The organism is Chroococcus sp. FPU101 (genome assembly GCF_017312365.1).
Lineage (GTDB): Bacteria > Cyanobacteriota > Cyanobacteriia > Cyanobacteriales > Microcystaceae > Chroococcus.
This window is the reverse complement of record NZ_BLJI01000003.1, coordinates 194,041-219,524: the sequence shown is the minus strand read 5'-3', so window position 1 is coordinate 219,524 and position 25,484 is coordinate 194,041. Positions and strand designations below refer to the sequence as shown.

The window sequence follows — 25,484 nt, the reverse complement described above, 5'->3', positions numbered from 1 at the left end:
AATTTGTTCGTAGTGTGCGATCGCTATATTTTTTCTGTAACTAAACATTCTTGAAGTAATTGAATAATTTTCTCAGATTCTAAATGACGACCAATAAACACTAATTGACTATTTGGCGCATCTTTCCAAGCTTCAGATTTGAGATCATAACGTGTCCCACTGAGTTGAAATATATGCCGTAATTTACTTCCTGCAAATCGAATAATTCCTTTACCCCTAAAGACTTCTATAGGTATTTCATTAATGATAAATTTCTCAAATTTATAAACATCAAAAGGCTGATTGCTTTGAAAAGATACGGCTACAAATCCATCGTTTTCTAAATGATCTGAGTGGTGATGATGTTTTTCTTCTTTTAAGGCTTCTAATTGATAGGTTTCAATAGGTGTTAATTGAAGATCTAAAAGTAAAGGTAACGGGACTTGGCTATATTGACACAATAATATTCTAGCTTCTTTTTTAGTTTTCTTCAGATAATTTTCTAATTCGGAGAGTTTTTGCGGTGTTGCTAAATCTGTTTTATTCAGTAAAATAATATCTGCATAACGAATCTGTTTTAATGCAGCTTCACTATGAAAATGTTCTGTATTAAATCCCTCTGCATCAACAACCGTAATAATCGAATCTAAATAAGTTAAATCTTGTAATTTTGTTCCGACAAAAGTCAAAATAATTGGCAGTGGATCGGCTATCCCTGTGGTTTCAATAATGACATAATCGATTTGATCTTTTCGTTCTAAGATTCGATAAATTGCTTCTACTAAACCATCATTAATCGTACAACAAATACAGCCATTACTTAGCTCAACCATATTTTCATCGATAGACATCAGCAATTGAGCATCGATATTGATATTACCAAATTCATTAACTAAAACAGCTACTTTTAGATTTTGCTTATTTTGTAAAATTTCATTGACTAAAGTCGTTTTTCCACTTCCTAAAAAACCTGTAATAATTGTGACAGGTAATCCTCGTTTAGCAATACTGGGTAAATTAGTCATTTCTGCTCAAACTTTAAAAACAGAACACTTGCATTACATATTAGTTTAAATCTTTTTACATTTAATATTAAAGTAATATTGAATCCTTTGAAATAACTTATATAAATTAATGACCTCACCCCAGCCCCTCTCCTGTAGGAGAGGGGCTGGGGTGAGGTAAAAATAAACTCGCCTTTTAATGAGCGAGTCATTGATAGTAGAGATTTATTCAAGTCGTTTTAAGCGTTCTCGCAGAATTTCGGCTTGTTTTTGCGCTTCTGCTAGTGCTTCTCTGGTCTTTTGTACTACTTCTTCGGGGGCTTTGCCGACGAAATTGGGATTATTTAAACGATCGCTAATTCCTTTAATTTCTCCTTCTAGTTTACTGAGATTCTTTTCAAGTTTGGTTCGTAAGACGCTAATATCAACAATTCCAGATAAGGGGATCAATGCTTGAACTGTGCCGATGACTCCTGCGATCGCTTGTTTGATTTCTTCCTGTAATTGCGGCGTAATTGTTAAGCTTTCTACCTTGACAATATCGTTAATATATGATTTGCCCGCGTTGAGTATTTCGCGTTCGAGTTCGCTTTCTGTTTGCAAAATGACGTTCACGCTTACCCCTGGTTTAATTTCAGCTTCAGCGCGGAGATTTCGCAGGGTACGAATGGTTCCAAACAGGAGATCAAAGGTTTTTTCGAGATTTAGATCAATTTTTTCGACATCAATTGAGGGATAAGCTTGTAATGCGAGGACTGCATCGGTTTTTTGTGTCAGGGTGTGCCAAATTTCCTCAGTGATGTGAGGCATAAAAGGATGGAGCAGTTTTAAAATTCCTTCCAAAACATAGGCTAAGGTTTGTTGTGCAACGACACGGGATGTTGTCTCTTTTTGCCAGAGACGGGTTTTGACTAATTCGATATACCAGTCACAAAAATCATTCCAGATAAATTCATAAAGTCCTTTCGCTGCTTCTCCTAGTCCATAAACATCTAGATACTGTTGGGTTTGTTGAACGACTTGGGAAAAACGGGAGAGAATCCAGCGATCGCATAACTCTAAATCATCTACATTCGGATAACCCAATTCTTGCGGTGTGTTCCCGTCTAGATTCATCATGACGAAACGCGACGCATTCCATAACTTATTTGCGAAGTTGCGGGATGCTTCGACAGACTCCGATAATGTTAAGTTTTCTGAAAATATCTTGATTAATTCTTCCTGTTCTGCATCCGATAATTTTTCCCATTCCGAGGGTTTATTTTTAATTCGTCCGAGTAGGGGAATAGAGTCAGAGATCGGTAACAAGGGTTTGATTAATTCTTCTTTTTCTTTCTTTGTTAATTTTGTAATCTCGGATGGATCATTTTTAATCCGATACAATAAACGATTAAGTTGTAAGCTGACATCTTGTCCTGCCCCTACAATTTCTCTAATGAGAGTATAGCGTAGTGCATCGGTGCCATATTGATCGATTAAAACGAGGGGATCAACGCCGTTATTAGCCGTTTTAGACATTTTTTTCCCGTTTTCGTCTCTGACCAAACCGTGAATATAAACATCTTTAAATGGCATTTGATTGGTAAAATATCCTGCCATCATAGTCATACGGGCTACCCAGAAAAAGATAATGTCAAATCCTGTTACTAGAGTGGTTGTAGGATAATATGTTTCTAAATCTTTGGTGTTTTCGGGCCATCCCATTGTAGAAAACGGCCATAAACCCGACGAAAACCATGTATCTAAGACATCGGGATCTTGTTCAAGTTGAATATTTTCGCCATATTGTTGTTTGGCTTTGTGAATTGCTTCTGTTTCTGAATAAGCGACAATAAAAGGAGTATTATCAGTTATTTCCCCATTGGTTTCACTCTTTACATACCATGCGGGGATCTGATGACCCCACCATAACTGACGCGAGATACACCAATCTTTTAATTTTACTAACCAATCTCGATACACTTTTGTCCAACGTTCGGGGACAAAACGAGGGGAGTTTGCATCATCTAAACAGGTTAACGCTTTTTGGGATAAAGGCGCGATTTTAACAAACCATTGGGTAGATAGTAACGGTTCGACGGGAACTTTACCCCGTTCACTATAGGGAATGGTATGGCGATAATTTTCTACTTTTACTAATACTCCGTCAGTTTCAAGGCGTTTTACGACATTTTTACGCGCATCAAAACGATCTTGTCCAACAAACTCCCCTGCATTCTCATTTAGCGTTCCATCCTTATTCATGATGTTAATGAATGGAAGATTGTGACGTTTTCCCATCTCAAAATCATTAGGGTCATGCGCGGGAGTTACTTTAACACAGCCTGTCCCAAAAGAAGGATCAACGAGTTCATCAGCAATAATGGGGATTTCTCGACCCATAATGGGTAAAGTAAGGGTTTTTCCGATGAGATGTTTGTAGCGATCATCATTGGGGTTTACAGCTACGGCGGTATCCCCTAACATGGTTTCTGGGCGAGTTGTTGCAACTTCGATAAATCCGCTACCATCCGTGAGAGGATAGCGAAAATGCCAAAGATTACCATCAACTTCTTTACTATCAACTTCTAAGTCAGAAACCGCAGACTGAGACGCAGGACACCAGTTGACTAAATAATTTCCCCGATAGATTAATCCGTTTTCGTAGAGTTGGACAAAAGCAGTTCTAACCGCGTGGGATAAACCTTCATCCATGGTAAAGCGTTCTCGTGTCCAGTCTACCGATACACCCAAACGTCGCAACTGATTAACAATGGTACCTCCTGACTGTTCTTTCCATTGCCAAGCGCGTTCTAAAAAGGCATCCCGTCCAATGTCAAAACGGGTTTTTCCCGTCTCTTTGAGTTGTCTTTCTAATACGGTTTGGACAGCAATACTAGCATGATCCGTCCCTGGTAACCAGAGGGTATTACGTCCTTTCATCCGTTGATAGCGTACAATTGTATCAATCAGGGCTTCCTCAAATGCGTGACCCATGTGGAGACTTCCCGTTACATTTGGGGGAGGGATCACAACACAAAACGGTTCACCTGAATGGTTTGGGTTTGCTTTAAAGATCTCGTTTTCTTCCCAATACTTTTGCCATTTTGTTTCGGTTGTTTTCGGGTCGTATTGAGTCGATAGATTGGGAATGGTTGCAGTCATGAATAAAAGAGTGAAGGATATGCCATTTTAAGATCCTAATTTAATCATTCTACGACAAAAGAAACCCTAGCTGTTTAACTAGGGCTTAAGGTAATTAGAAATAGTGATTATTTTTCTACTTTGATTCGTTGGGTAATGAGAACCATGCCATCGCCGCGAATCAGTATAGCAGATAACCAGCGATTTTCGGGAGTAATGGGTGCTTTGGCGCGTTTGAAAATGCCACCACCTGGTAATAATTCTAAGTCTAAGGTTTTGGGGTCTAAATAACGATCACTTTCTACTTTTTCATCTATTGCGGCCCCTGCGAGTAAACTATCGCCCAAGGGTTCGGCTAGAATAACATCAAAATCGAAATCTTGTCCTACTTTGACTTGATCTGGAATACGAATTTCAACTTTAGGCGGATTTTGACCCGATGTAATTTCATTGCGTTCGGATAAAACTTCTTGATAAATTAGTTTATTGCCTTGGAACTGTTGACGAGATTTGATCGTACTATTTAAAGTCATGGGTCTGCCTTTAAATTTTCCTGTTCCTTGAATGGTTGTTGTTGTGGTTGCAATTAATTGATCACCCTTTTTTTCCCAAGAGTCTATCGTTGTTGTGTACTTAACTTGATTATATTGCTCCCAAAATTTGGTTAAAGATTGGCTGACGGTATTATAAGTTAATCCATCTGAATTAGTAAACTTAGGGCTGTAGAATTCCATCACCTGTTTATGATTTCTTTGATTAGCGGCGGTTTCAAGTTGACTAATCAGATTTTTCAATTCTGCAGGAGCGTTGGTAGCACTATTAGCCGCTTGCAAGGTTTTTGTAATGCTTAAAGTTAGTCCGAAACTTAAAATAAAAGGAAGTGTATAGCTAAATAATTTTAGGAGGAAACGTGGCTGGAGTGAATTAGAATGACGCATTATTAATTTGTAGTTTAGTTGTAATGAGAGTTAGTTGGTAGTAATATTTAACCATTCATTTTGATTGGTAAACGAATGACTAAAATACCCACTCGATTATTGATTGCTGCTAGTGGAACAGGGGGACATCTTTTCCCAGCACTTGCAGTAGCAGAACAATTAAATGATTATGAAATTGAATGGTTAGGCGTTCCAGACCGTTTAGAACAAACTTTAGTTCCAAAGTCTTATCCTCTTCATACTATACCGATTGAGGGATTTCAAACTCGTTTAGGTCTTAAGACGTTACAAATTCTGGTACGGCAAATTGCGGCTGTTTTCCAAGTACAACAACTGCTGAGACAAAAAAAAATTGATGTTGTTTTTAGTACTGGAGGTTATATTGCAGGGCCTGCAATTTTGGCCGCACGTCTCCAAGGTATTTCTGTTATTCTACATGAATCCAATTCGATTCCAGGGAAAGTGACGACTTTGTTAGGCCCTTTCTGTGATGTGGTTGCTATTGGATTTCAGGAAACGGCAAAGTATCTCAAACGTTCTAAAACTCAATGGGTTAGTACGCCCGTTCGCTTTTCATTTCTCACACCTCAACCGATAGATTTGGATATTCCGACTGATGTTCCCCTGATTGTCGTCGTTGGGGGGTCACAGGGTGCAGTGGCACTTAATCAAATTGTCAGACAATGTGCGATCGCATGGTTAGCCACAGGTGCTTATATTGTACATTTAACTGGAGAAAAAGACCCAGAAGCCAATAGTTTGAAGCATCCCCATTATATTTCTTTACCGTTTTATGATAATATGGCTGGACTATTGCAGCGTGCTACTCTTGCGGTGAGCCGTTCAGGTTCAGGAACATTAACAGAATTAGCAGTAACCAAAACGCCATCTATTCTCATTCCTTATCCCTTTGCGGCCGAAGACCATCAGTTTTATAACGCGAAAGTATTTGCTGATGCGGGTGCAGCCTATCTTTGCCGTCAGAATGAAATTTCAGCACAATGGTTAGAAAGTACCGTTTTAGATTTACTCAAATCACCTCAAAAACTCGAAGAGATGGCAATTCAAGCTGTCAGTTTAGCTGATGTAGATAGTGCCAGTCGATTAGCTGATTTAATCCGTAATTTAGTGAAAAAGTAGTTAGAAATATGGTTTATTCTCAAAAAGAATAATTGATGATCGCTTTCCAAGTTTTCGAGTCTACAATACCACGCGGGAAAATGCCAACTTGTTTTTGAAATTCTCTGATTGCCTCATAGGTTTGGAGATTAAAATAACCATCAATCAAGCCATCATAATGACCGATTTGAGACAAATATTCCTGTAAGATCATGACTAGCTCTCCTTGACTTCCTAGATGTAATGTAGGCATGGTATCACTCGGAATTTTAGGATTAAAAATAGATGCTCATGAAAGAATCTCTACAGTATTACTCTGATTCAATCTCCCCTTTATTAACTAGATTAAAGTAATTAAACTTAGTAGACTTCACAAGATTGATTCATCCAAGTGGGTGAAACTACTTTTATTTAACAACAAATTTTTATATATAAGCAAATTTAATGATAAATTCTTTTGACAATTAGCATTGAAAGAATACTATTTTTGCATGAAATTACATAAATTGTTTTGTAAAATGCCATTTTGTGATGTATGGACTTCGGAACATCAAGCCCGTTCTTGCTGTCGAAGCTGTTAAACTAGATAAATTAATCTGATAAAACTACCCCGATTTTCTTAGATTTTTGCGCTTATGGTCTATATTAAGCGGGTGGAATTATCCCACTTTAAATCTTTTGGGGGGACAACTCCGATACCCCTTTTACCTGGATTTACGGTTGTTTCTGGCCCCAATGGTTCAGGAAAATCCAATATTCTAGACGCGCTACTGTTTTGTTTAGGGTTAGCGTCTTCTAAGGGAATGCGGGCCGAAAGATTACCTGATTTAGTCAATCATAATCATGGTAGTAACCGCCATACCCCTGAAGCAAGTGTGTCGGTAACCTTTGATTTATCAGACGACACAGAAAACAACGGGAATGGACATCATCGGGAATGGACGGTTACCCGACGCTTACGGGTGGGAAAAGGGGGCAATTATACATCCAATTACTATATCAATGGTGAGTCCTGTACCGTTAGCGAATTACACGAACAATTAAACCATTTTCGGATTTATCCCGAAGGATATAATGTCGTGTTGCAGGGGGATGTGACGCGAATTATTACGATGAACTCCAAAGAAAGACGCGAAATTATTGACGAATTAGCGGGAGTTGCTGAATTTGACCGTAAAATTGAGAAGACGAAAGAAACTCTAGAATCAGTCCGCGAACGAGAAGAGCGTTGTCATATTATAGAACAAGAATTAATGCGATCGCTCTTACGTCTCGACACCGACCGAGTGAAAGCAGAAAAATACAAAAAACTTAAAGCAGATATTCAAGAGAAACAACGCACCGAAGTCATTTTAAAATGGTATCTCCTGCAAGAACAATCTGAGCAACTACAGACTCAAATTACGACTGGAGAAAATGAATTAGTTCAACTACAAACCCAACTCACTACATTAACTACACAAATACAGCAAACTGCAACAGAACTCGAACAACTTAATATTAAAGTCAAAGCATTAGGAGAGGAGGAACATTTATCACTTTCTGAAAAACTCGCTACCCAAAAAGTACAACGTCAGCAATTCATACAACGACAACAAGAATTAGAAGCATTGTTTCAGACTCATAAATCTGATATTGAACGAATTCAAAAAGAAATAGCACAATATCAACAACAATTAACACAACTCAATCAAGAAAAAAATACGGTAGAAACTGAACAACTTCCTTTTCTAACTCAACAGTATCAGCAAGCTAAAAATACTCTTGAACAAAATCGAGAACAAGCACAAATTATTGCAGTAGCATCAGAAGCATGGGTACAGGAACAAACTAATTTAACGCGTCAAATTAATAGTTTACAAGAACAGCTTAATCCCTATCGCACTGAACAAGCACAATTGACAGAACGAACCCAACGTTTACAAAGTCTCATTGTTGAACAAACTCAACGTTTACAGCTTTTAGAAACCGAAATTATAACGAAAAAAACTGAAGCAGAAAATCTTCATCAAGATGTGGAGAACTTTGAACAAATTTTTCAAGAAAAAGCACAACAGTTAACAATACAAGAACAAGTTCTAACTCTACAACAAGATACTCAAAAACGTCTGCAAAAAGAACAAAGAGACAAACAAAGAGAACTCGATAAACTCGAAGCAACTAAGGAAGCACAACAGGAAGCACAAGGAACTTATACAACACAAATTATTTTACAATCAGACTTATCTGGGGTTTGTGGGTTAGTCGCAAAATTAGGAGACGTTCAACCCCAATATCAATTAGCTTTAGAAATTGCTGCGGGTGCTAGATTAAGTAATATTGTTGTCGATGATGATAGTGTAGCATCGGCGGGTATTGCTTTACTCAAACAAAAACGAGCAGGACGCGCTACATTTTTACCTCTTAATAAAATACGTTCTCAACGATTTCAAGATATTTCATCACTGAAAACGGCTAGAGGTTTTATTGATTTAGCGGTTAATTTGATTATTTATGAGTCTCGTTATAAAGATGTTTTTGGTTATGTTTTTGGTAGCACGATTGTTTTTGAAAATATTGATGATGCAAGACGATATTTAGGGAATTATCGAATTGTTACTTTAGAAGGCGAATTATTAGAAATGAGTGGTGCCATGACAGGAGGAAGCCAACCCACACGCTCAACGATTCATTTTGGGATATCGAATAATAAAGAATCAGAAGAAGCCGAACTTTTAAAACGTCGTTTAGCAGAAATTGAACAAATTTTAGGACGCAGTGAAGAGTTAATATTAGAAAAAAGTTTACAAGTTAAAAAAACAACTCAGGAAATTACAGAATTTCGTCAAAATGGGCGAGAAAAACAATTACAATTTTCACAGATACAAAAGGATTTACAGCGTTTAGAGACCGAAAAAGTAGAACTAAAACAACAAGTTTTACAAAATAAACACAATTTAGAAACGGCTCAACAACGTTTAAAAATTTTAGAGTTAGAAATTCCTGATTTAGAAAAAAATTTGCATCAAGAACAAAAAAAATTATCAGAGTTAGAACAATCTCAAACTCATCAAGAATGGCAAAATATACAAACGGTTATTAAAAAAGCAGAACAAGAACTCTATCAAAAAGACCAATATTTAAGACAACAAGAATCGATTTTAAAAGATTTAGTTAATAACTTAAGAAGAAATCATGAGCAAAATCAGGAACTTAATCAGAAATTAAATATTTTAACTGAACAAAGAGAAAATAATACTCAACAACAACTTGAGTTACAAAATCAAATTAAAATCTTGACTGAACAAATCACTGAAACACAAATATTACTAGAACGAGCCACAGAAAAATTAGGAGAAACTAAACAACAACGAGAGCAAAAAGAAAATAGTTTACATTCTTTGCAAAATCAACAACAACAATTAATCTGGCAACAAGAAAAAATCAATACGACTCAACAAGAAAGACAAGATAATTTAAAAATATTACTAGAGCAAATCCAACAACAACAAAGTGAATTACCTGAAACATCAAACTCATCTGAAATTCTACAAAATCAGGACAGTTTAACGAGTCAGATTGATAAACTACAAAATGAAATCCGTTTAGGACAAAAACGCTTAGAAGCAATGGAACCTGTAAATATGTTGGCACTAGAAGAGTATGATAAAACCAAAGAAAGAATCGAAGAATTAAATGATAAATTAACGACACTGGCAGGAGAGAGAACCGAGTTACTTTTGAGAATTGAAAACTTTACTACCCTCAGAATGCGAGCCTTCCAAGAAGCGTTTGATGCCGTTAATGAAAATTTCAAAAAGATTTTTGCCACACTTTCTGATGGTGATGGCTATTTACAATTAGAAGATGCAGAAAATCCATTTAATGGGGGATTAACTTTAGTCGCTCATCCTAAAGGAAAACCCGTGCAGAGATTAAGTTCTATGTCAGGTGGTGAAAAATCTTTAACCGCTTTGAGTTTTATCTTTTCTTTACAAAGATATCGTCCTTCTCCTTTTTATGCTTTTGATGAAGTGGATATGTTTTTAGATGGTGCCAATGTCGAAAAACTTTCTAAAATGATCCAAAAACAAGCGCAACAAGCGCAGTTTATTGTTGTTAGTTTACGTCGTCCTATGATTGAAGCATCTCAACGTACCATAGGAGTTACACAGGCTAGAGGGTCTTATACTCAAGTTTTGGGAATTAAAGTATAAGATAGAGAATAGGCTTAAAAACAACGGTTTATATGACAACAGAAGATGATATCAAACAAATCATCAAAAGAGAATTACCGTCGCTTTTACAAGACACAGAAATGCGAAGAATCATTGTACAAGCGGTGGATAACTATTTTGCTGGCAAACAAGAAACCGAAAGCCGTTTCGATCAGATTTTAGCCGAATTGCGACAAGATAGAGAAGAACAGAAACGCAAATGGGATGAAAACCAGCGTCAATGGCAGGAAAACCAACTTAAGTGGGACGAAAACCAGCGTCAATGGCAGGAAAACGATAAGCGTCTTGATCAAATGTTACAAGAAATTAAACGTTTAGGTAACAAGCATGATAGTACGATCAGTGCTTTGGGTGCTAGATGGGGTTTGTATACAGAGCAATCTTTTCGGAGTGCTTTACAAGGTATTTTACAAGACTCTTTTCAAGTCCAAGTCGTTAGTATTACAGAATATGATGATCAAGGAGAAGTATTTGGTCGCCCTGAACAGATAGAATTAGATTTGATTATCCAAAACGGTACACTCATCATTGCTGAAATTAAATCATCAATGAGTAAACCCGATATGTATAGTTTTATGAAGAAAGTCATGTTTTACGAGAAGCGTCATCAACGTCAAGCAACTCGTAAACTGGTGATCTCGCCGATGGTACATCCTGCTGCTTTAAGTGTAGCCCAAAATTTAGGCATCGAAGTTTATAGTTATGCTGAGGATGTAAACTTAGGCAATAACACAACTACCGTAAGTTAGAAATTATTAAATTTTTTTGAGCATTAAGCAGATTGTTAAATTTACTCCGTTTTTTGGGTAAACAGAGTATAGAGACATTTGTAGAGCAGCTTAATCAAGAAAATGACTTACTACTCCAGATCCAGACAGGTTGTACAAGTACCCCTAGATAAACTATTGTTTGTTATCGCAAGTCTTTACTTTGGGTTAACCGTCACGTGGATATTTACTCACCAAAAAGCCAAACCCATCAGCATCGCATCAACCAACACAAACATCTCTTCAGCAAATCAAGAGGTTGTCGCTAGTGTACCAACAACTGAATCTAAAATAGTCACTCCACCAGTCGCCAAACCAACCCCTAAACAGATACCCATTCCACCTGTAGTTAAGGTAGCGTCTCCCTTACCCCCACCCCCACCCGTGATGACACCTCCTGCGTCTCCAGTCGAACGTATTTATATCCCTGTTTATCCACAAAATCCCTCATTTACGCCCGATAAACCTAAAAAAGTAGCCCCCACTGCTGTCAAAATCCCACCACCACCGCCTCCAGTCGTCACAGTCGCACCCTCAGCGATTCCCTCACCTCCTCCTATGCAGTTGCATAAGAGTGGAGGTAAATTGGTTGGGATTTTGGAATTGGGCGATCGTTCTTCTGCATTATTCGATACCAATGGAGCCACTAAACGAGCTACGATCGGTGAAAATGTTAATGGTTGGGTTGTCATGAAAATCCAGAATCAACAAGTTTTTCTCAATCGTGGAAGTACGACTAAAGTTATAGATATTGGACAATCATTTTAACTTTAGATAGACACAAGTCTAAAAGCTGCTCACAACGCTTATCCGTGTTCTGAGTGGGGTTTTCACGCCTTAGAGCGAGTAGAATCCTCACTTATCTAACCCGAAAATTTCTTAGAAGATAAAAGTATGTGAAATGTTTTGGGGTTTTCTTTCATGAACAACTTTGCTCAATCTTTTTATAACTGGTATAAAGAAACGATCCGCAATCCTAAATATCGTTGGTTATTAATTGGTGCATCTATCCTTTACTTAATTAGTCCGATTGATTTCGCTCCAGATTTTATTCCGATTATTGGCTGGCTTGATGACGGAATTATCGTGACTTTACTGGTGTCTGAAGTTTCCGCTTTATTAACTCAGAAACTCCAAGCAAAAAGCAAAAATCCAACGAATGATCAACCCGTTGAAGTAGAAATTAAAAGCGAAACTATTGGTTAGAAGATAAAATCTTTTTAAAAAAGAAGTGGGCTGTAGTATGGCTCACTTTTTGCTTTAAGTTGGTTTGACAACTCCCGCCTTTTACGGCTAGGATTCTTCCTTCATCGAAAAACGCCTCGTAAAAGCAGTGCCTTTACTTGGCCTTACTCTTCCTCCAGAAGCTGTAGCGAGATGCCCTCCCGCCAAAATCCGTAAACCTTCATCTCTGATGTTTCTAGCCGCGTTAATGTCACGATCAATATTTTTAGCTCCACAGTTAGAACAATCCCAGAACCTGACATCAAGTGGCAAGCTACCAACTTGATTCAAACAAATATTACAGGTTTTGGAACTAGGAAAAAACCTATCAACTTCAATATAGATTTTCCCTTCCCATTCTGCCTTGTATTTAAGCATAGTACAAAACATTCCCCAAGAAGCGTCACTAATTGACCTAGCTAGTTTTGAGTTCTTGACCATGTTTCTGACTGCTAGATTTTCCACTACTATGACTTGGTTTTCGTCTACTAATTTACGGGTTAGTTTGTGTAGAAAATCTTCTCGACATCGAGCTATTTTTTCATGAACCTTAGCTACAACTACTCGCACTTTATTACGATTGTTAGAACTTTTTTGTTTACGAGTTAGTTGTTTTTGTTTTTTAGCTAATTTCTCTTCATATTTTCTGTAGTATTTAGGATTGCCATACTTGCTACCATTAGAAGTAACAATGTAGGAAGTTAGCCCGACATCAATACCAACAGCTTTACCCTTAGTATTAATCGCTGGCTTTAAAAGCCCATCATCATATAAACAAGAAGCATAGAATTGCCCAGTAGGTGTCATCGAAACAGTAACAGATTTAAGTTGACCCTTTGGCAATCTAGAAACCTTACAGTAAACTTTTTTAAGTTTAGGTAGCGTTAAATATTCCCCATCTAATTTAACTTGTTGAGGAAATCTAATTGACTGTACTTTATGCTTTTTCCTAAAGTTAGGATACTTAGCTCGTTTCTCAAAGAAATTAAGAAAAGCACTAGATAAGTCTAAGGCTACTTGTTGTAGAGATTGAGATGGAGCTTCTGCTAACCATTCATACTCTTTTTTGAGGGTTGGCAAAAGATTAATGATGTCATTGCGACTTAATCCTTTACCAGTTTCTTTGTAAGTAGAAGACGTTAAGTTAAGAGCGTAGTTGTAAAACCAACGACAACAACCCATCGACCTAATTAACAGGTTTTGCTGTTCACTCGTTGGGTAAATACGGTATTTATACGCTTTTAACATTTATCTTACCAAACCTGCATTATTATGGTAATTTAAAATTAGGAAAATGTAAAGCCTGCGACTTTTAAAAGTCGTTGTCGTAGAAGGACGGGGTAGAACAACCCAAAATTTTCGATAATTTGGTTAATTTCAAGAGGTTAACATCAGATGAACGATGAATTTATGCAAGAAGCGATCACCCAAGCCAAACAAGGATTAAGTGAGGGGGGGATTCCTATCGGTTCTGTTTTGGTAAGAGATGGCAAAATCATCGGTAAGGGTCATAATAAACGAGTACAAGAGGGTGATCCGATGACTCATGCAGAAATTGATTGTCTAAGGAATGCGGGACGAATTGGTAATTATAAAGGGACAACACTTTACTCTACTTTGATGCCTTGTTATTTGTGTGCGGGGGCGGTGGTACAGTTTGGGATTAAAAAAGTGATTGCAGGAGAATCTAAGACTTTTCCTGGTGCCAGAGAATTTATGGAATCTCAGGGTGTAGAAGTAATTGATCTTGATTTAGAAGACTGTCAAAAACTGATGCAAGATTTTATTCAAGAAAAGCCCGAATTATGGAATGAAGATATCGGAGAATAGTTCTATCTAGAGATCAATTCTAGCTGAAATTCTCCTCTTTGCAGTCGCGTCATATAACTTTTTAAATCTAAAGCCACATCGTTACCGAGGAAATAACAGCCGAGTAAATTCGGAAAAGCGACAGAAATTAGCATTAAATCGCTTAGATTAATAAAAATTTTCGGATTAATCACCGCACCTAAAAAGACAATCATTAAAAAACCTGATTTTAATAACAAATTACCTTTTTTCCCAAACAGATATTCCCAACACAACTCACTGTAGTATCCCCAAGACATCACCGTTGAGTAGGCAAATAAGAAAATACAAACCGCTAAGATATAGGGAAACCAAGAAATAACACTACCGAAAGCCACTTGGGTTAATTGGGTTCCATTCAGTCCGCTAAATTGAGGATTATTATAAGCACCCGTAATTACCATTACTAAAGCCGTCAAATTACAAACAATAATAGTATCGATCAAAGGTTCGAGCAGGGAAACAATACCCTCTCTAACGGGTTCATTCGTTTGGGCTGCTGCATGAGCGATCGCCGCAACACCTTGCCCTGCGGTATTAGAATAAGCCGCCCGTCGAAACCCTTGTACTAAAGTTCCCATCATGCCACCTGCCACTGCTTGCGGGTGAAAAGCTTCTGTAATAATTTGGCTAATTGCTGTAGGTAGCATAGAAATGTTCGCGCTGATGACCCATAACGCCGCTAGAACATAGATCCCACACATCAAAGGAACGATGGTACCTGCAACTGCGCCAATGCTTTGAATACCGCCTAAAATGACCAGACCTACTAATAACACCATAATAAGTCCGTAAACCCAAGCATGAGTTACAAACCAAGGGAAAACTTGCGCCACTGCCAGATAAGATTGATTGGTTTGAAACATGGTTGAACCACAACCACCACCGATCATGGCGAAAATACAAAATAGAATGGCTAATAGCTTTCCTAATTTAGGGTATCCTTTTTCGGCTAGACCTTGTTCGAGATAGTGCATCGGGCCACCTGCGATCGTCCCATCAGGGCGAAGGATACGATATTTTTGACCTAGGGTACACTCGACAAACTTCATCGTCATCGCCAAAAAACCCGCCACCGTCATCCAAAAAGCGGCACCCGGCCCACCGACACTAATTGCAAGGGCTACACCTGCAATATTTCCTAAACCCACTGTTCCAGAAAGGGCGGTTGCTAAAGCTTGAAAATGGGTTACCTCCCCCGGTTCATCGAGATCATCATATTTTCCCCGTGTGATATCAATGGCGTGTTTCAAGGCTCGAAAATTAATAAACTTCATTCGTATGGTGAAGAAAAATGAGCCTGCAATCAACCACAAGACGATTAAGGGCATTCCAGCGATACTAAACCCCAAAATTGCCGAAAGAATTTGATAAACGCCTTGGAAAAGCTGATTTAATAATCCTGTTGGTTCCGTTGTTTGATTGAAGGCTAGAGCAACACTGGGGATACTAGCAATGATGATGACGATGGATAACCAAAATCGTTTTTGAAATACCATGCAGGAATTTAACAGAAAAATAAGTGCATCATATATTACAAGTTAATTCTCTATAAAATCGTACGAATTAAGCTTTTTTAGATTTTTTTAAACTTTGGTTAATTCAGTACGTCAACAATTCTGCAATTTTTTAAAAAGTTTTATAGCTGATCAATAATGACAATTGGATTTAGTTTTAGATCAATAGATTAGCCGAAAAGTTCTGAGCAAGCTACCCACTCTGTCTAGCATTGTACGCTAGGATCACCAATATAAAAATTGCACAAAACTTTAGGTATGAAATTAGATCGGATAACTATCAATCCTGTTCGCATGAACGGACAACCTTGTATTCGTAACCTACGTCTTACTGTTCGTCGAGTGATTAAGCTATTAGCTACTTATCCCAGTCAAGAAGAATTACGACAAGAATTTCCAGAATTAGAAGATGAAGATATTCAACAAGCCCTCATTTTTGCCTCTTCATATCTAGATGATCGCATTATTGCATTCTCTCAAAATAATGAAACTGCTGCTTGATCAAGGTTTGCCTTATTCTGCTTCTACTTTACTTTGTGAAGTGATGATTTAGAATATGGAGCAATGGTTACAGTTAAGCCGAACCGTATTCGTTCTCGACGCTTGCTGTTAATCACTTGAGGTATCTAAGATCAATTCATGCTTGGAGGCTCTTTATTGCTTTCGGTATTTTTTATAAGGTTTTGACCAAGTTTGCCCTAAGAAGTTTATTCTAGAAGTAATGACTGAGCAAGCACCGCATAAAAAGCAGATGACTCATCAAACACTCGTATCTAGCGAACGCCAATCACTAAACAGGTAGGGGAGCTTGTGGATGGAAGAATTAGAGCGTTACTATAAGGCATTGGGTTTAGATTCTGGAGCGTCCCTCGAAGAAATCAACCAAGCTTATAAGGATTTGGTTTTTATTTGGCATCCTGACCGGTTGCCGAAAGATAATGAGCGTCTTTTAGAAAAGGCTACCGCGAAGTTACAAGAAATTAATCATGCGCGGGATCAGTTGCGTCTATTGTATAAGAAAAATGGTAAAATCTCTGAGGCTACATCAAATTCTCAAACTAAGTCGGCTAAAACGACTTCTACTCAGTCTCAAAATTCCTCGTCTAGCAAAAATCAGTCCAATCATTCAGCTAAGACTAACCCATCTTCTTCCCATCGTTCTACAAAATCTTCTCATTCTCACCAAACTTATCCGTCTTCACCCTATCCCCGTTCTTCCACTAATTCAGATCAATTTCATCAGACGACTTACCCGTCTTCACCTTATCCCCGTTCTTCTGATTATTACGACAATCAATCAACTAAACGACCTTATTATCGAGATTACTCTAAAGCCGATTTTCGGGGAGCTAATTTAAAAGAGAGAGATTTATCAGGTCGAAATTTAACTGAAGCTGATCTTTCTGGTGCAGATCTTAGTGATAGTTTTTTGCATCAAATTAATTTGGAGAAAGCAAATCTAACAGGCGCTAATTTGTTTCGAGCTAATCTGTTAGAAGCGAATCTTAGAGGTGCTAATTTACAAGAAGCAAATTTAATCGGGGCTGACCTAAGCGGAGCAGATTTAAGAGAAGCTGACTTACGAGGAGCAAAAGTGGGTTATGGCAAAAAAATTATGGTTAAATTGACGGGTGCGTTTTTAAAAGGTGCAATTTTGCCCGATGGTTCCATTCATACTTAAGAATGGGTTAAGAATTTGATATCGATAGAAGTTCTCAATTATTCAGAGTTGTTGCAAATGAGAGCTTATAACGTCTATCATGGTCTTTGTAAGCAGCACTTTTTGAAGGGTTATCGCTTATGCCTCCATATACTGCCTCGTCCTTGAAAGCTGAATTGAATGCCAGAGGATGGCGTTTAACACCCCAACGCGAAAAGATTCTGCACGTTTTCCAAAATCTTCCCAAGGGAAATCATTTAAGTGCTGAAGAATTACATCTTCTTTTGGATAAACGCGGAGAAGGAATTAGTTTATCGACGATTTACCGTAGCGTTAAGTTAATGTCTCGGATGGGAATTTTGCGAGAACTTGAATTAGCAGAAGGTCATAAACACTATGAACTAAATCAACCCTATCCTCATCATCATCACCACCTCGTCTGTATTCAATGTAATAAGACGATCGAATTTAATAATGATTCGATTCTTAAACACAGTCTAAAACAGTCTGAGAAAGAAGGGTTTCAACTGATTGATTGTCAGTTAACGGTGATGGCGATTTGTCCAGAAGCTTTACGCATGGGTTGGCCATCCGCTTTACCAAGTAATTGGTCATGCAGTCGGGCCATTATGTCGGGTCATGTTTCTCATCTACATTTGTTAGATGATGATGATTTAGATGATGAATAAGAAGTAAGCTGAGGTTTCAAGTTGCTTTCACCAAGGCTTTTTTCTTCATTAATTGCAGGATGTTATAAAAACCATTAGCACGTGACGGGGTTAAACTCACCTTTAATCCCGTATCTTCGATAAAATCTGGCGTAATTTGGATGATTTCTTCAGGGGTTAACCCGCTCAGTCCTTCAATTAAAAAAGCCGCTAAACCTTTGACCAGTTGAGCATCAGAATCACCTTTATACCAAACTTTTCCGTCTTTTAATTCAGCCGTAATGTACACCTGAGAGACACAGCCACTCACTTTATTATCTGGGATTTTGTCTTCTTCTGGAAACGGTTCTAGTTTTTTGGCATACCAGAGAAGTTGTTCATATTTCTGTTTTGGGTCGGTACGGCGTTGGAATTTTTCAACGATACGCGCTAAGTTTGGGGGTAATGATGTAGCTGTCATCTGGCAAAATCACAGATCTTTTTTTCAAGTCATTTGCTAGGTGAGAACGATTCACCTAACAAAAATTTTTATGTAAATTTATCTTAACATTTTAACTAGGATTAGTCTCCTAATAATTCGGGTTCGGTCAGTTCGTCGGACATTTCGACAATTGCACGAATGACGGGTTTCATCATTGGGTCATCTATATTTTCTAAGTCTTCGAGACGACAGCGTTTGGCTCGTCGTGCGACCTGTACAACTATCCGATAACGGTTTGTTGTAGCACCCATTAGTCGATCGGTTCTATACATCATTTCAGATGAATTAATGGTAAATCGTTTGAGCATATTTTTCAGACTATTGAGTGTTTAAAAGAAATCGAGCAGGATAGCCCACTAGATGAAAATTTAACACTATCGGGCCAATATTACGATAAACTTAATTTTGTTTAAGGAATGTAAAATCAATTGAGATTTGAGCAACGACGTATTAACGGTTGGGATGTTTTTATAAAGTTATATTAAATTGAACAGTCATTCTTTAATAAAACAACATTTATATTAAAATTTAACAATAATTTTTAATATAAATATACAAAAAAAAATGCGTCAATTCAAAGAGATGTAAATATACTTGAACATATGATGCAAAGTTATCTTTGCTACATTCATTTTTTTTGTTTCATCAAATGTATTATTCATGACTACTACCTTACGTTCACAAGACAATTACTCCACATGGGAGCGTTTTTGTCAGTGGATCACCAGCACCAACAACCGTATTTATGTCGGCTGGTTTGGTGTGATTTTGATCCCCACACTGCTAACCGCTACCATTTGCTTCATTATTGCCTTTATTGCTGCTCCTCCTGTTGATATCGACGGGATCAGAGAGCCTGTTGCTGGTTCCTTATTAACAGGAAACAACATCATCTCTGGTGCAGTTGTGCCATCTTCTAACGCTATTGGTCTACATTTTTACCCCATTTGGGAAGCAGCCTCCTTAGATGAATGGCTGTACAATGGTGGCCCCTACCAGCTTGTTGTATTCCATTTCTTAATTGGAATCTTCTGTTGGATGGGTCGTCAGTGGGAATTATCCTACCGTTTAGGAATGCGTCCTTGGATCTGTGTTGCATACAGCGCACCTGTAGCCGCAGCGACCTCCGTATTCTTAATCTATCCCATTGGTCAAGGTTCTTTCTCTGATGGAATGCCTCTAGGGATCTCTGGAACTTTTAACTTTATGTTTGTCTTCCAAGCTGAACATAACATCCTCATGCACCCCTTCCATATGTTAGGTGTGGCTGGTGTCTTTGGTGGTTCTTTGTTCAGTGCGATGCACGGTTCTCTAGTAACTTCATCCTTAGTTCGTGAAACCACTGAAAGCGAGTCTCTCAACTATGGTTACAAGTTCGGACAAGAAGAAGAAACCTATAACATTGTTGCTGCTCATGGCTACTTTGGACGTTTAATCTTCCAATATGCTTCATTCAACAACAGTCGTTCTTTACACTTCTTCCTCGGTGCTTGGCCCGTCGTTGGTATTTGGTTTACTGCAATGGGTGTCAGCACAATGGCATTCAACCTCAATGGTTTTAACTTTAACCAGTCGGTTCTCGACTCTCAAGGTCGTGTCATTGGTACTTGGGCTGATGTGTTAAACCGCGCAGGAATTGGTATGGAAGTTATGCACGAAAGAAATGCTCACAACTTCCCCTTAGATTTAGCTTCGGCTGAACCGATTTCTGCTCCTTCAATCGCAGGATAAGCAATTCGTTAAGAATTGTAAAATAGAATAATCAAAGTAGAGACGTGCTAAAGAAAGTGCGTCTTTATTTTATTTCCCAATACAAAAGCGGCTAAAAATTCGGTCTAAGACGGATTCAGTGACTTCTTCTCCTGTGATTTCGCCAAGGAATTGAATGGCACTTCTTAGATCGATCGTCCAAAAGTCTAGGGGAAGTTGGTTATTCATGGTTTCTTGGACTTGTTCTAAGGCCATTTTGGCTTGGGTGAGAGCAGCCGCTTGGCGTTGGTTAATAGCTAGATCTAGATTACTAGCGGTTAAGTTTTCGCTTTTGACCGTTTCTAAGATTGCTTGTTCGAGTGCGTCGATTCCTTGATTGTTAGCAGCAGATGTCTTGACAATTTTAGCAAAATGTGCATTGGCGGCGAGTTGGGGATCAGCGAGATCGATTTTATTGATCACGAGAATTAGAGGACGGTCTTGGACTTGTTGGTAAATTTCGTGATCTTCGGTTATCCATCCTGTTTGGGCATCAATGGTGAATAAAATGAGATCGGCATTTTGGGCAGCTTGGCGCGATCGTTCTACGCCAATTTTTTCGACGGTATCTTCGGTTTCACGAATGCCTGCTGTATCTAAGACTTGGATCGGTATTCCTTCTACAACTAATTGAGATTCGACGACATCGCGGGTAGTTCCAGGTAAGTCCGTTACAATGGCGCGATCGCTTCGACTCCACGCATTTAATAAGCTTGATTTTCCCACATTAGGACGACCGACGATCGCAACTTTTAGCCCACTTCTGAGGAGTTCACCGCGATCTGCTGTCGCTAGAATTTGATGGACTTGGTGCAAAACTTGGGTTAAGTTTTCTTGTATTTCTTGTTCGTTAAGTGGGGGTAAATCTTCTTCAAAATCGATCCTCGCTTCTATTTCAGCCAAAATATCTAAACAAGTGGTTCTAAGACGATGGATCGAGTGGGCAAGTTTTCCTCGTAACCCAGAAAGGGCAATTTGTGCCGCTTGGGGAGATTTGGCACCGACTAGATCTGATATACTTTCAGCTTGGGTTAAATCGAGTCTACCATTGAGGAAGGCTCTCAGGGTAAATTCTCCTGCTTGGGCAAGTCTTGCGCCTTGTTCTATACACAGTTGTAAGATTTGTTGTACAGGGATAATTCCCCCATGACAATGAATTTCAATTACGTCTTCAGTGGTGTAGGAACGAGGGGCTAACATAAGAAGTAATAGAACTTCATCGATTACTTGTTGAGTTTGGGGATGGCGAATATAACCGTATAAGATGCGGTGGCTTTCCCAAATTTGCTTTCCTGGGCTGTAAAAAAGCGTTTTGGCAATCTTTAGGGCATTTTGTCCCGATAAACGCACAATACCGATACTACCTTGTTGTGGGACAATGGCAGTAGCGATCGCTACAATAGTATCTGCGGGGATCAGTGTCACAAATTTCTAGATTACAATTGAGATATTTAATATTTTATTACGATAATCTAATGACTAAAAAGCGTCTTTCTGCGGTCGCCTTTCGGGAAAAAAGCAAATCTCGGCGTAATAGCTGGAATGGAACAAGATTTTTTCGCTATTGGTATCTTAGGTTTGTTCGTCTTAATGGTCATCCAAAAGAAATAGCTAGAGGAATAGCATCGGGTGTCTTTGCGGGTTGGTTTCCTTGGATGGGGTTACAAATTATTATTGCAGTGTTTTTGTCCATTTTAATTCGAGGGAATAAAATAGCTGCTGCTGCCGCAACTTGGGTGAGTAATCCTCTAACTTATGTGCCGATTTTTGGCTTTAATTATAAGGTAGGCGAATGGTTATTAGGTTCATGGAATTCGTCTGTTACTGAGCAACGTTTTGAGCAGAGTTGGCAGTCTTTTGATGCGATGATGCAATTAGGCTGGAGTTTTGTGATTACTCTGTTTTTTGGTTCGTTTGTTGTTGGTGTTATTGTTGCTACAATTAGCTATTTCGTGAGTCTTCGTGTGATTTATCGGTGGCGAAATAGAAGACGAAGAAATTTTATCCCCTAATTCTTGTTTTCTTTTTCCCTTTCGGTTTAGTTTCTTCTTCTGTATTATCTAATGCCAGAATCAATAAATCTTCAATCTTCTTAATAGGGGGTTCACTCCCTGCTAAATAACCAATACCTCGATGTAGGTGTAAGCGAAATTGTTGAGTAAGGGTTTCTTTGTCGGTTCCGAGTCCATCGTTATGACAGCGTTGTTTGAGGACGACTAATAATATATCTGCCATTTCTCCCCCAAAGACTCGCCACGACATCTCTAGGTTACTGTCTGCAGGAATAGGAATTGGTGAAGGGATACTGGGTTCAGCTAGGGAACGACAAAACGCCCAACGACATAAGATATTCCATTGATCGATCTTGGTGTAGCGTTTCAGTTTAATCAGTTGATCTTTAGCGGTTTGGGAAAGGCGAAATCGTTCGATCGGTGATTCCATTTTTTTGAAATAGAGGAAAAATTTTTCGAGTTTTTCTTGCTAGTTTTTCTTGTTTCTGGTATCTTTATATTTAGACTGTCAAATAATGGAAATATGATTATTTATCCTAAAATGCACGGATTTCCATTATATAAGAATTTTCGCAAAATTTGTAGCTTTTGTCAAGTCCCCTTTTCTTTTTTTAATGAATTTTTTACCCCTGACAATAATTGCAGTCCATCAGACGAGAAAGAAAGAAATGAGTCATTTTTGAGCCATAAGGAGAGTTCCACCATTGAGAGGGATGACAGCCAAGAGGGGCATTTAAGCTATAGTCTAATTCATCACATTTACGCATTGGTCTTTTTGTCGCCAGCCTAATTGTTCTCCCCATTGTTCGAGTAATTTACGATCGTGAGAAATGGTAGTGGATTTATTGCCGCCTAGTTTTTGATAGGCTTTTAATTGCAGACTAAAACCAAAACGATTTTTACTATATTTTAGCCAAAGTTGGTCAATCACTTTAAGAACATCAAGAGGAAAGGAGAGAATATCTTCAGGTCTAAGATTATCTTGTTCTTTTCCAGTCACTGCTAAGATCACTTTTATCGTTTCTAAGTCTGCTTCAAACCAGTCACCCTCAATTAAACATTTCTGTAGTTTTTGGTAGCGGTAGAGATCTGGAACCAGAAGAAACATATCTTCTAAATGTGCTATCTTCTCATTCAATGTTTTGAGTTGTGTCAGGATTTCATCATATGTTTGATCAGACATAAATTACCAGAAATAACGATTAGGGTGAATAATAGTTTGACGCTTTTGTGGATCGTATTCTAACAGATATTGTCGTGCGATGCTTCCTTGTTCGGTGAGTTGCTTAACTTCATTTTCGCCAATCTCCGTATCAGTTGAAAGCAGTATAACTTGGTGGGAAGCCGTTGGGAAATATCGTTCAATTAAATTATTACGGTGAGAGGAATCTAAACGACCTAAAGGAGTATCAATAGCAATGGGTAAATTGCGCCCTGTTACCCTAGCAAGTCCCCAGAGAAATGATATAGCAAGTAACTGTTTTTCGCCAGCAGAAAGACGATGTTTTGCAATGGGTTGTCCTTCGGGGTCAAACAGAGAAAGGCTAAAATTTTGGGTATTAATAGCAATGCGATGAACCAAATTAGATTTATGTAAGAGATAACGAAAACATTCGGTTACTTCTCCTTCTAATTTATTGAGTTTTTTCAAGGTAAGACGTTCTTTAAAGATCGCTAAGGTTTGTTGAACTTTTCCTGCCGATTGTATAATGTGTTCATTATTTTGTCTTGCTAAATACTGTTCACCATATTTAATCAATTCTTTTTTAGCTTGTTCAAACACTTTTTGTGCTTCTTGTTGACGACGAGTGAATATCGATAATTGTTCTTGTAAATCAAAATATTCTTTTTGAGTTGTTTTAACCATAGTATCTAAAACTTCATAGTCTTCAGGTGAAGCTGCTGCTACTAATTCTCTGTCTATAGTATCAATTTCTGTTTCTAGAGTTTGTACCTGTTTAAATTTATCTCTAGTCAAGTTAATTTGATAAATTAGACGATGATTTAGAATCGTTTCAAGTTGTTTTAGTCCTTCTTCTTCTAGTCCTAACCAAGGTTCTCCGTAAGTGTTAATTTCTTGTTGTAGTGTTTGGTTATCCTGTTGTAGAAAAAATTCTATTTTTGCGATATTATCTGGTGTTAGTGAAAGTGAGGCAAGATATTCTAATAGACGGTTATCTCTATCTACCAAAACACCTTGTGTTGCTTTATTTTGAATAACTTTTAATTCTTGTTGAGTTTGTAGTTTAGCTTGTTTGAGAAGTGGGGTCATTAAACCTAACGGCAAAACATCAGCCGCTATTTCTCGAAATTCGTCACGTAAAGAATTAATTGTATTTTCCAAAGCTTTTTTCTGACTTTCTTTTTGACTTTGATCGCTGGCTATTTTTCCACCTTCAATTCTAAATTTATCTAAAGCTTCATCATATTTTTGTTTTGCTTGGTCTAGCTGTTCTTTAATAAATTCTATTTTTTGTTCTATTTCTTCTTTATTTAATTTTGCTTGATTAATTTTAGTTTCTATTTCTTCTAAATCATAAAGTTGATTTTTATCAACGATATTTTTTCGTTTCCGATTGGCTAAAACATCTAAATCTACTGATAATCTTTCAATTAATTCTAATCCTAATAATGATTGAATAGCCTCAATTACTGTTGGCGGTGGTATTTCTTGTTCTGCTAATTCTTTGACTTGTTCACCATCAAATAAAAAGAGATTAGATATGCCTAAAGGTAATAAATTTTCAATATATTCATCCCAAGTATTAGAAAGTGCTTCATCTGGCCAGTCTTCATCAAGAATACCTAAATGTTCCTTGCCATCTTTAAGAAATTTATCCCAATAACGTACAACTCTAAATTCTCGCCATTCGTGATTAATAATTTGTTTAAAAGCCAGTTCAATTCTAGTTTGATCAACGGCTGTAGCTTGACTATTTACCGCTTGAATCAGAAAGTCACTATAACTAAGATTATTACGAGTAGAACATTGCGATCGTTGTCCATATAAAGCTAGTCTAATCGCATCCATTAACGTTGTTTTGCCCCCGCCATTCATTCCTCCTAAAAGAATAATAGGACGGCTTTCATCAGGGTTAATTTGTGGGTTTAGATTAATGACTTGACGACCTAAATAGGGGCCAAAGTTTTGTAAAACTAATTCAGTAAAAATCATCGA

At 37.9% G+C, this 25,484-nt stretch carries 24 protein-coding genes; 11 read left to right on the top strand and 13 right to left on the bottom strand.

Annotated elements, in window-relative coordinates; translation table 11 throughout:
- Positions 1–23 precede the first annotated feature (23 nt).
- From CFPU101_RS05625 to CFPU101_RS05615, 3 genes are all read right to left on the bottom strand, one after another.
- Entirely contained in the window at positions 24–1,004 is a 981-nt protein-coding gene (locus CFPU101_RS05625; RefSeq protein ID WP_206814344.1) for a GTP-binding protein, read from the bottom strand.
- 204 nt (positions 1,005–1,208) lie between these two features.
- Positions 1,209–4,127 carry a valine--tRNA ligase gene (locus CFPU101_RS25460; protein WP_242577787.1) on the bottom strand — a complete coding sequence of 973 codons (2,919 nt, stop codon included), beginning with the start codon at positions 4,125–4,127 and terminating at the stop codon, positions 1,209–1,211.
- A gap of 107 nt (positions 4,128–4,234) precedes the next feature.
- Positions 4,235–5,044, bottom strand: coding sequence for a nuclear transport factor 2 family protein (locus CFPU101_RS05615; RefSeq protein ID WP_206814343.1), 810 nt, complete (start codon positions 5,042–5,044; stop codon positions 4,235–4,237).
- A 75-nt stretch (positions 5,045–5,119) separates the two neighbouring features.
- Here CFPU101_RS05615 and murG point away from each other — a divergent pair, with 75 nt between their 5' ends.
- On the top strand, positions 5,120–6,184 hold the full coding sequence (gene murG, locus CFPU101_RS05610; protein ID WP_206814342.1) for an undecaprenyldiphospho-muramoylpentapeptide beta-N-acetylglucosaminyltransferase: 1,065 nt from the start codon (positions 5,120–5,122) through the stop codon (positions 6,182–6,184).
- 19 nt (positions 6,185–6,203) lie between these two features.
- Here the strand turns inward: murG and CFPU101_RS05605 are convergent, their stop codons facing one another.
- A complete protein-coding gene (locus CFPU101_RS05605; RefSeq protein ID WP_206814341.1) occupies positions 6,204–6,416 on the bottom strand; it encodes a peptidoglycan-binding protein in 213 nt (70 codons plus the stop codon).
- Between the two features lie 382 nt (positions 6,417–6,798).
- On the opposite strand from CFPU101_RS05605, the gene smc reads away from it, so the two are divergent.
- The 4 genes from smc to CFPU101_RS05585 all read left to right on the top strand — a co-directional run bounded on the left by smc (position 6,799) and on the right by CFPU101_RS05585 (position 12,353).
- On the top strand, positions 6,799–10,359 hold the full coding sequence (smc, locus tag CFPU101_RS05600; protein ID WP_206814340.1) for a chromosome segregation protein SMC: 3,561 nt from the start codon (positions 6,799–6,801) through the stop codon (positions 10,357–10,359).
- Between the two features lie 32 nt (positions 10,360–10,391).
- Positions 10,392–11,129 carry a PD-(D/E)XK nuclease family protein gene (locus tag CFPU101_RS05595; RefSeq protein ID WP_206814339.1) on the top strand — a complete coding sequence of 246 codons (738 nt, stop codon included), beginning with the start codon at positions 10,392–10,394 and terminating at the stop codon, positions 11,127–11,129.
- A 102-nt stretch (positions 11,130–11,231) separates the two neighbouring features.
- The gene (locus tag CFPU101_RS05590) at positions 11,232–11,915 is read left to right on the top strand and encodes a hypothetical protein (protein WP_206814338.1); all 684 of its coding nucleotides are present in this window, start codon (positions 11,232–11,234) and stop codon (positions 11,913–11,915) included.
- A gap of 153 nt (positions 11,916–12,068) precedes the next feature.
- Entirely contained in the window at positions 12,069–12,353 is a 285-nt protein-coding gene (locus CFPU101_RS05585) for a YkvA family protein (protein ID WP_206814337.1), read from the top strand.
- Positions 12,354–12,440: 87 nt separating this feature from the next.
- Here the strand turns inward: CFPU101_RS05585 and CFPU101_RS05580 are convergent, their stop codons facing one another.
- The gene (locus tag CFPU101_RS05580; protein ID WP_206814336.1) at positions 12,441–13,619 is read right to left on the bottom strand and encodes an RNA-guided endonuclease TnpB family protein; all 1,179 of its coding nucleotides are present in this window, start codon (positions 13,617–13,619) and stop codon (positions 12,441–12,443) included.
- Between the two features lie 147 nt (positions 13,620–13,766).
- Here CFPU101_RS05580 and CFPU101_RS05575 point away from each other — a divergent pair, with 147 nt between their 5' ends.
- A complete protein-coding gene (locus CFPU101_RS05575; protein WP_206814335.1) occupies positions 13,767–14,201 on the top strand; it encodes a nucleoside deaminase in 435 nt (144 codons plus the stop codon).
- 2 nt (positions 14,202–14,203) lie between these two features.
- Here CFPU101_RS05575 and CFPU101_RS05570 read toward each other — a convergent pair whose 3' ends face one another.
- Positions 14,204–15,718 carry a sodium:alanine symporter family protein gene (locus CFPU101_RS05570; protein ID WP_206814334.1) on the bottom strand — a complete coding sequence of 505 codons (1,515 nt, stop codon included), beginning with the start codon at positions 15,716–15,718 and terminating at the stop codon, positions 14,204–14,206.
- 276 nt (positions 15,719–15,994) lie between these two features.
- On the opposite strand from CFPU101_RS05570, the gene CFPU101_RS05565 reads away from it, so the two are divergent.
- From CFPU101_RS05565 to CFPU101_RS05555, 3 genes are all read left to right on the top strand, one after another.
- The gene (locus tag CFPU101_RS05565; protein ID WP_206814398.1) at positions 15,995–16,237 is read left to right on the top strand and encodes a DUF433 domain-containing protein; all 243 of its coding nucleotides are present in this window, start codon (positions 15,995–15,997) and stop codon (positions 16,235–16,237) included.
- A gap of 313 nt (positions 16,238–16,550) precedes the next feature.
- Positions 16,551–17,417, top strand: a complete 867-nt coding sequence (locus tag CFPU101_RS05560) for a pentapeptide repeat-containing protein (protein ID WP_206814333.1) — start codon at positions 16,551–16,553, stop codon at positions 17,415–17,417.
- Between the two features lie 119 nt (positions 17,418–17,536).
- Positions 17,537–18,085 carry a transcriptional repressor gene (locus CFPU101_RS05555; RefSeq protein WP_206814332.1) on the top strand — a complete coding sequence of 183 codons (549 nt, stop codon included), beginning with the start codon at positions 17,537–17,539 and terminating at the stop codon, positions 18,083–18,085.
- A 16-nt stretch (positions 18,086–18,101) separates the two neighbouring features.
- Here the strand turns inward: CFPU101_RS05555 and CFPU101_RS05550 are convergent, their stop codons facing one another.
- Complete coding sequence (locus CFPU101_RS05550; RefSeq protein ID WP_206814331.1) at positions 18,102–18,524, bottom strand: SufE family protein; 423 nt, start codon at positions 18,522–18,524, stop codon at positions 18,102–18,104.
- Between the two features lie 101 nt (positions 18,525–18,625).
- Positions 18,626–18,853, bottom strand: coding sequence for a DNA-directed RNA polymerase subunit omega (locus tag CFPU101_RS05545; protein ID WP_206814330.1), 228 nt, complete (start codon positions 18,851–18,853; stop codon positions 18,626–18,628).
- Between the two features lie 352 nt (positions 18,854–19,205).
- On the opposite strand from CFPU101_RS05545, the gene psbA reads away from it, so the two are divergent.
- A complete protein-coding gene (gene psbA / locus CFPU101_RS05540; protein WP_206814329.1) occupies positions 19,206–20,276 on the top strand; it encodes a photosystem II q(b) protein in 1,071 nt (356 codons plus the stop codon).
- Positions 20,277–20,345: 69 nt separating this feature from the next.
- Here the strand turns inward: psbA and mnmE are convergent, their stop codons facing one another.
- Positions 20,346–21,713, bottom strand: a complete 1,368-nt coding sequence (mnmE, locus tag CFPU101_RS05535) for a tRNA uridine-5-carboxymethylaminomethyl(34) synthesis GTPase MnmE (RefSeq protein ID WP_374191932.1) — start codon at positions 21,711–21,713, stop codon at positions 20,346–20,348.
- A gap of 56 nt (positions 21,714–21,769) precedes the next feature.
- On the opposite strand from mnmE, the gene CFPU101_RS05530 reads away from it, so the two are divergent.
- Positions 21,770–22,306: a DUF2062 domain-containing protein gene (locus CFPU101_RS05530; RefSeq protein WP_206814327.1), complete on the top strand. Its 537-nt coding sequence runs from the start codon at positions 21,770–21,772 to the stop codon at positions 22,304–22,306.
- Here CFPU101_RS05530 and dndE read toward each other — a convergent pair.
- The 4 genes from dndE to dndD all read right to left on the bottom strand — a co-directional run bounded on the left by dndE (position 22,296) and on the right by dndD (position 25,481).
- Entirely contained in the window at positions 22,296–22,736 is a 441-nt protein-coding gene (gene dndE / locus CFPU101_RS05525; RefSeq protein WP_206814326.1) for a DNA sulfur modification protein DndE, read from the bottom strand. The two genes, CFPU101_RS05530 and dndE, sit on opposite strands and share 11 nt — an antisense overlap.
- Before the next feature lie 193 nt (positions 22,737–22,929).
- Positions 22,930–23,073 (bottom strand): GUN4 domain-containing protein, encoded by a 144-nt coding sequence (locus CFPU101_RS25455; protein WP_242577785.1) that lies wholly within the window; start codon positions 23,071–23,073, stop codon positions 22,930–22,932.
- Entirely contained in the window at positions 23,052–23,489 is a 438-nt protein-coding gene (locus CFPU101_RS05520) for a GUN4 domain-containing protein (RefSeq protein ID WP_242577784.1), read from the bottom strand. Before CFPU101_RS05520 ends, CFPU101_RS25455 begins: the two co-directional genes overlap by 22 nt.
- A 3-nt stretch (positions 23,490–23,492) precedes the next feature.
- Positions 23,493–25,481, bottom strand: a complete 1,989-nt coding sequence (gene dndD / locus CFPU101_RS05515) for a DNA sulfur modification protein DndD (RefSeq protein WP_206814325.1) — start codon at positions 25,479–25,481, stop codon at positions 23,493–23,495.
- Positions 25,482–25,484: the final 3 nt, after the last annotated feature.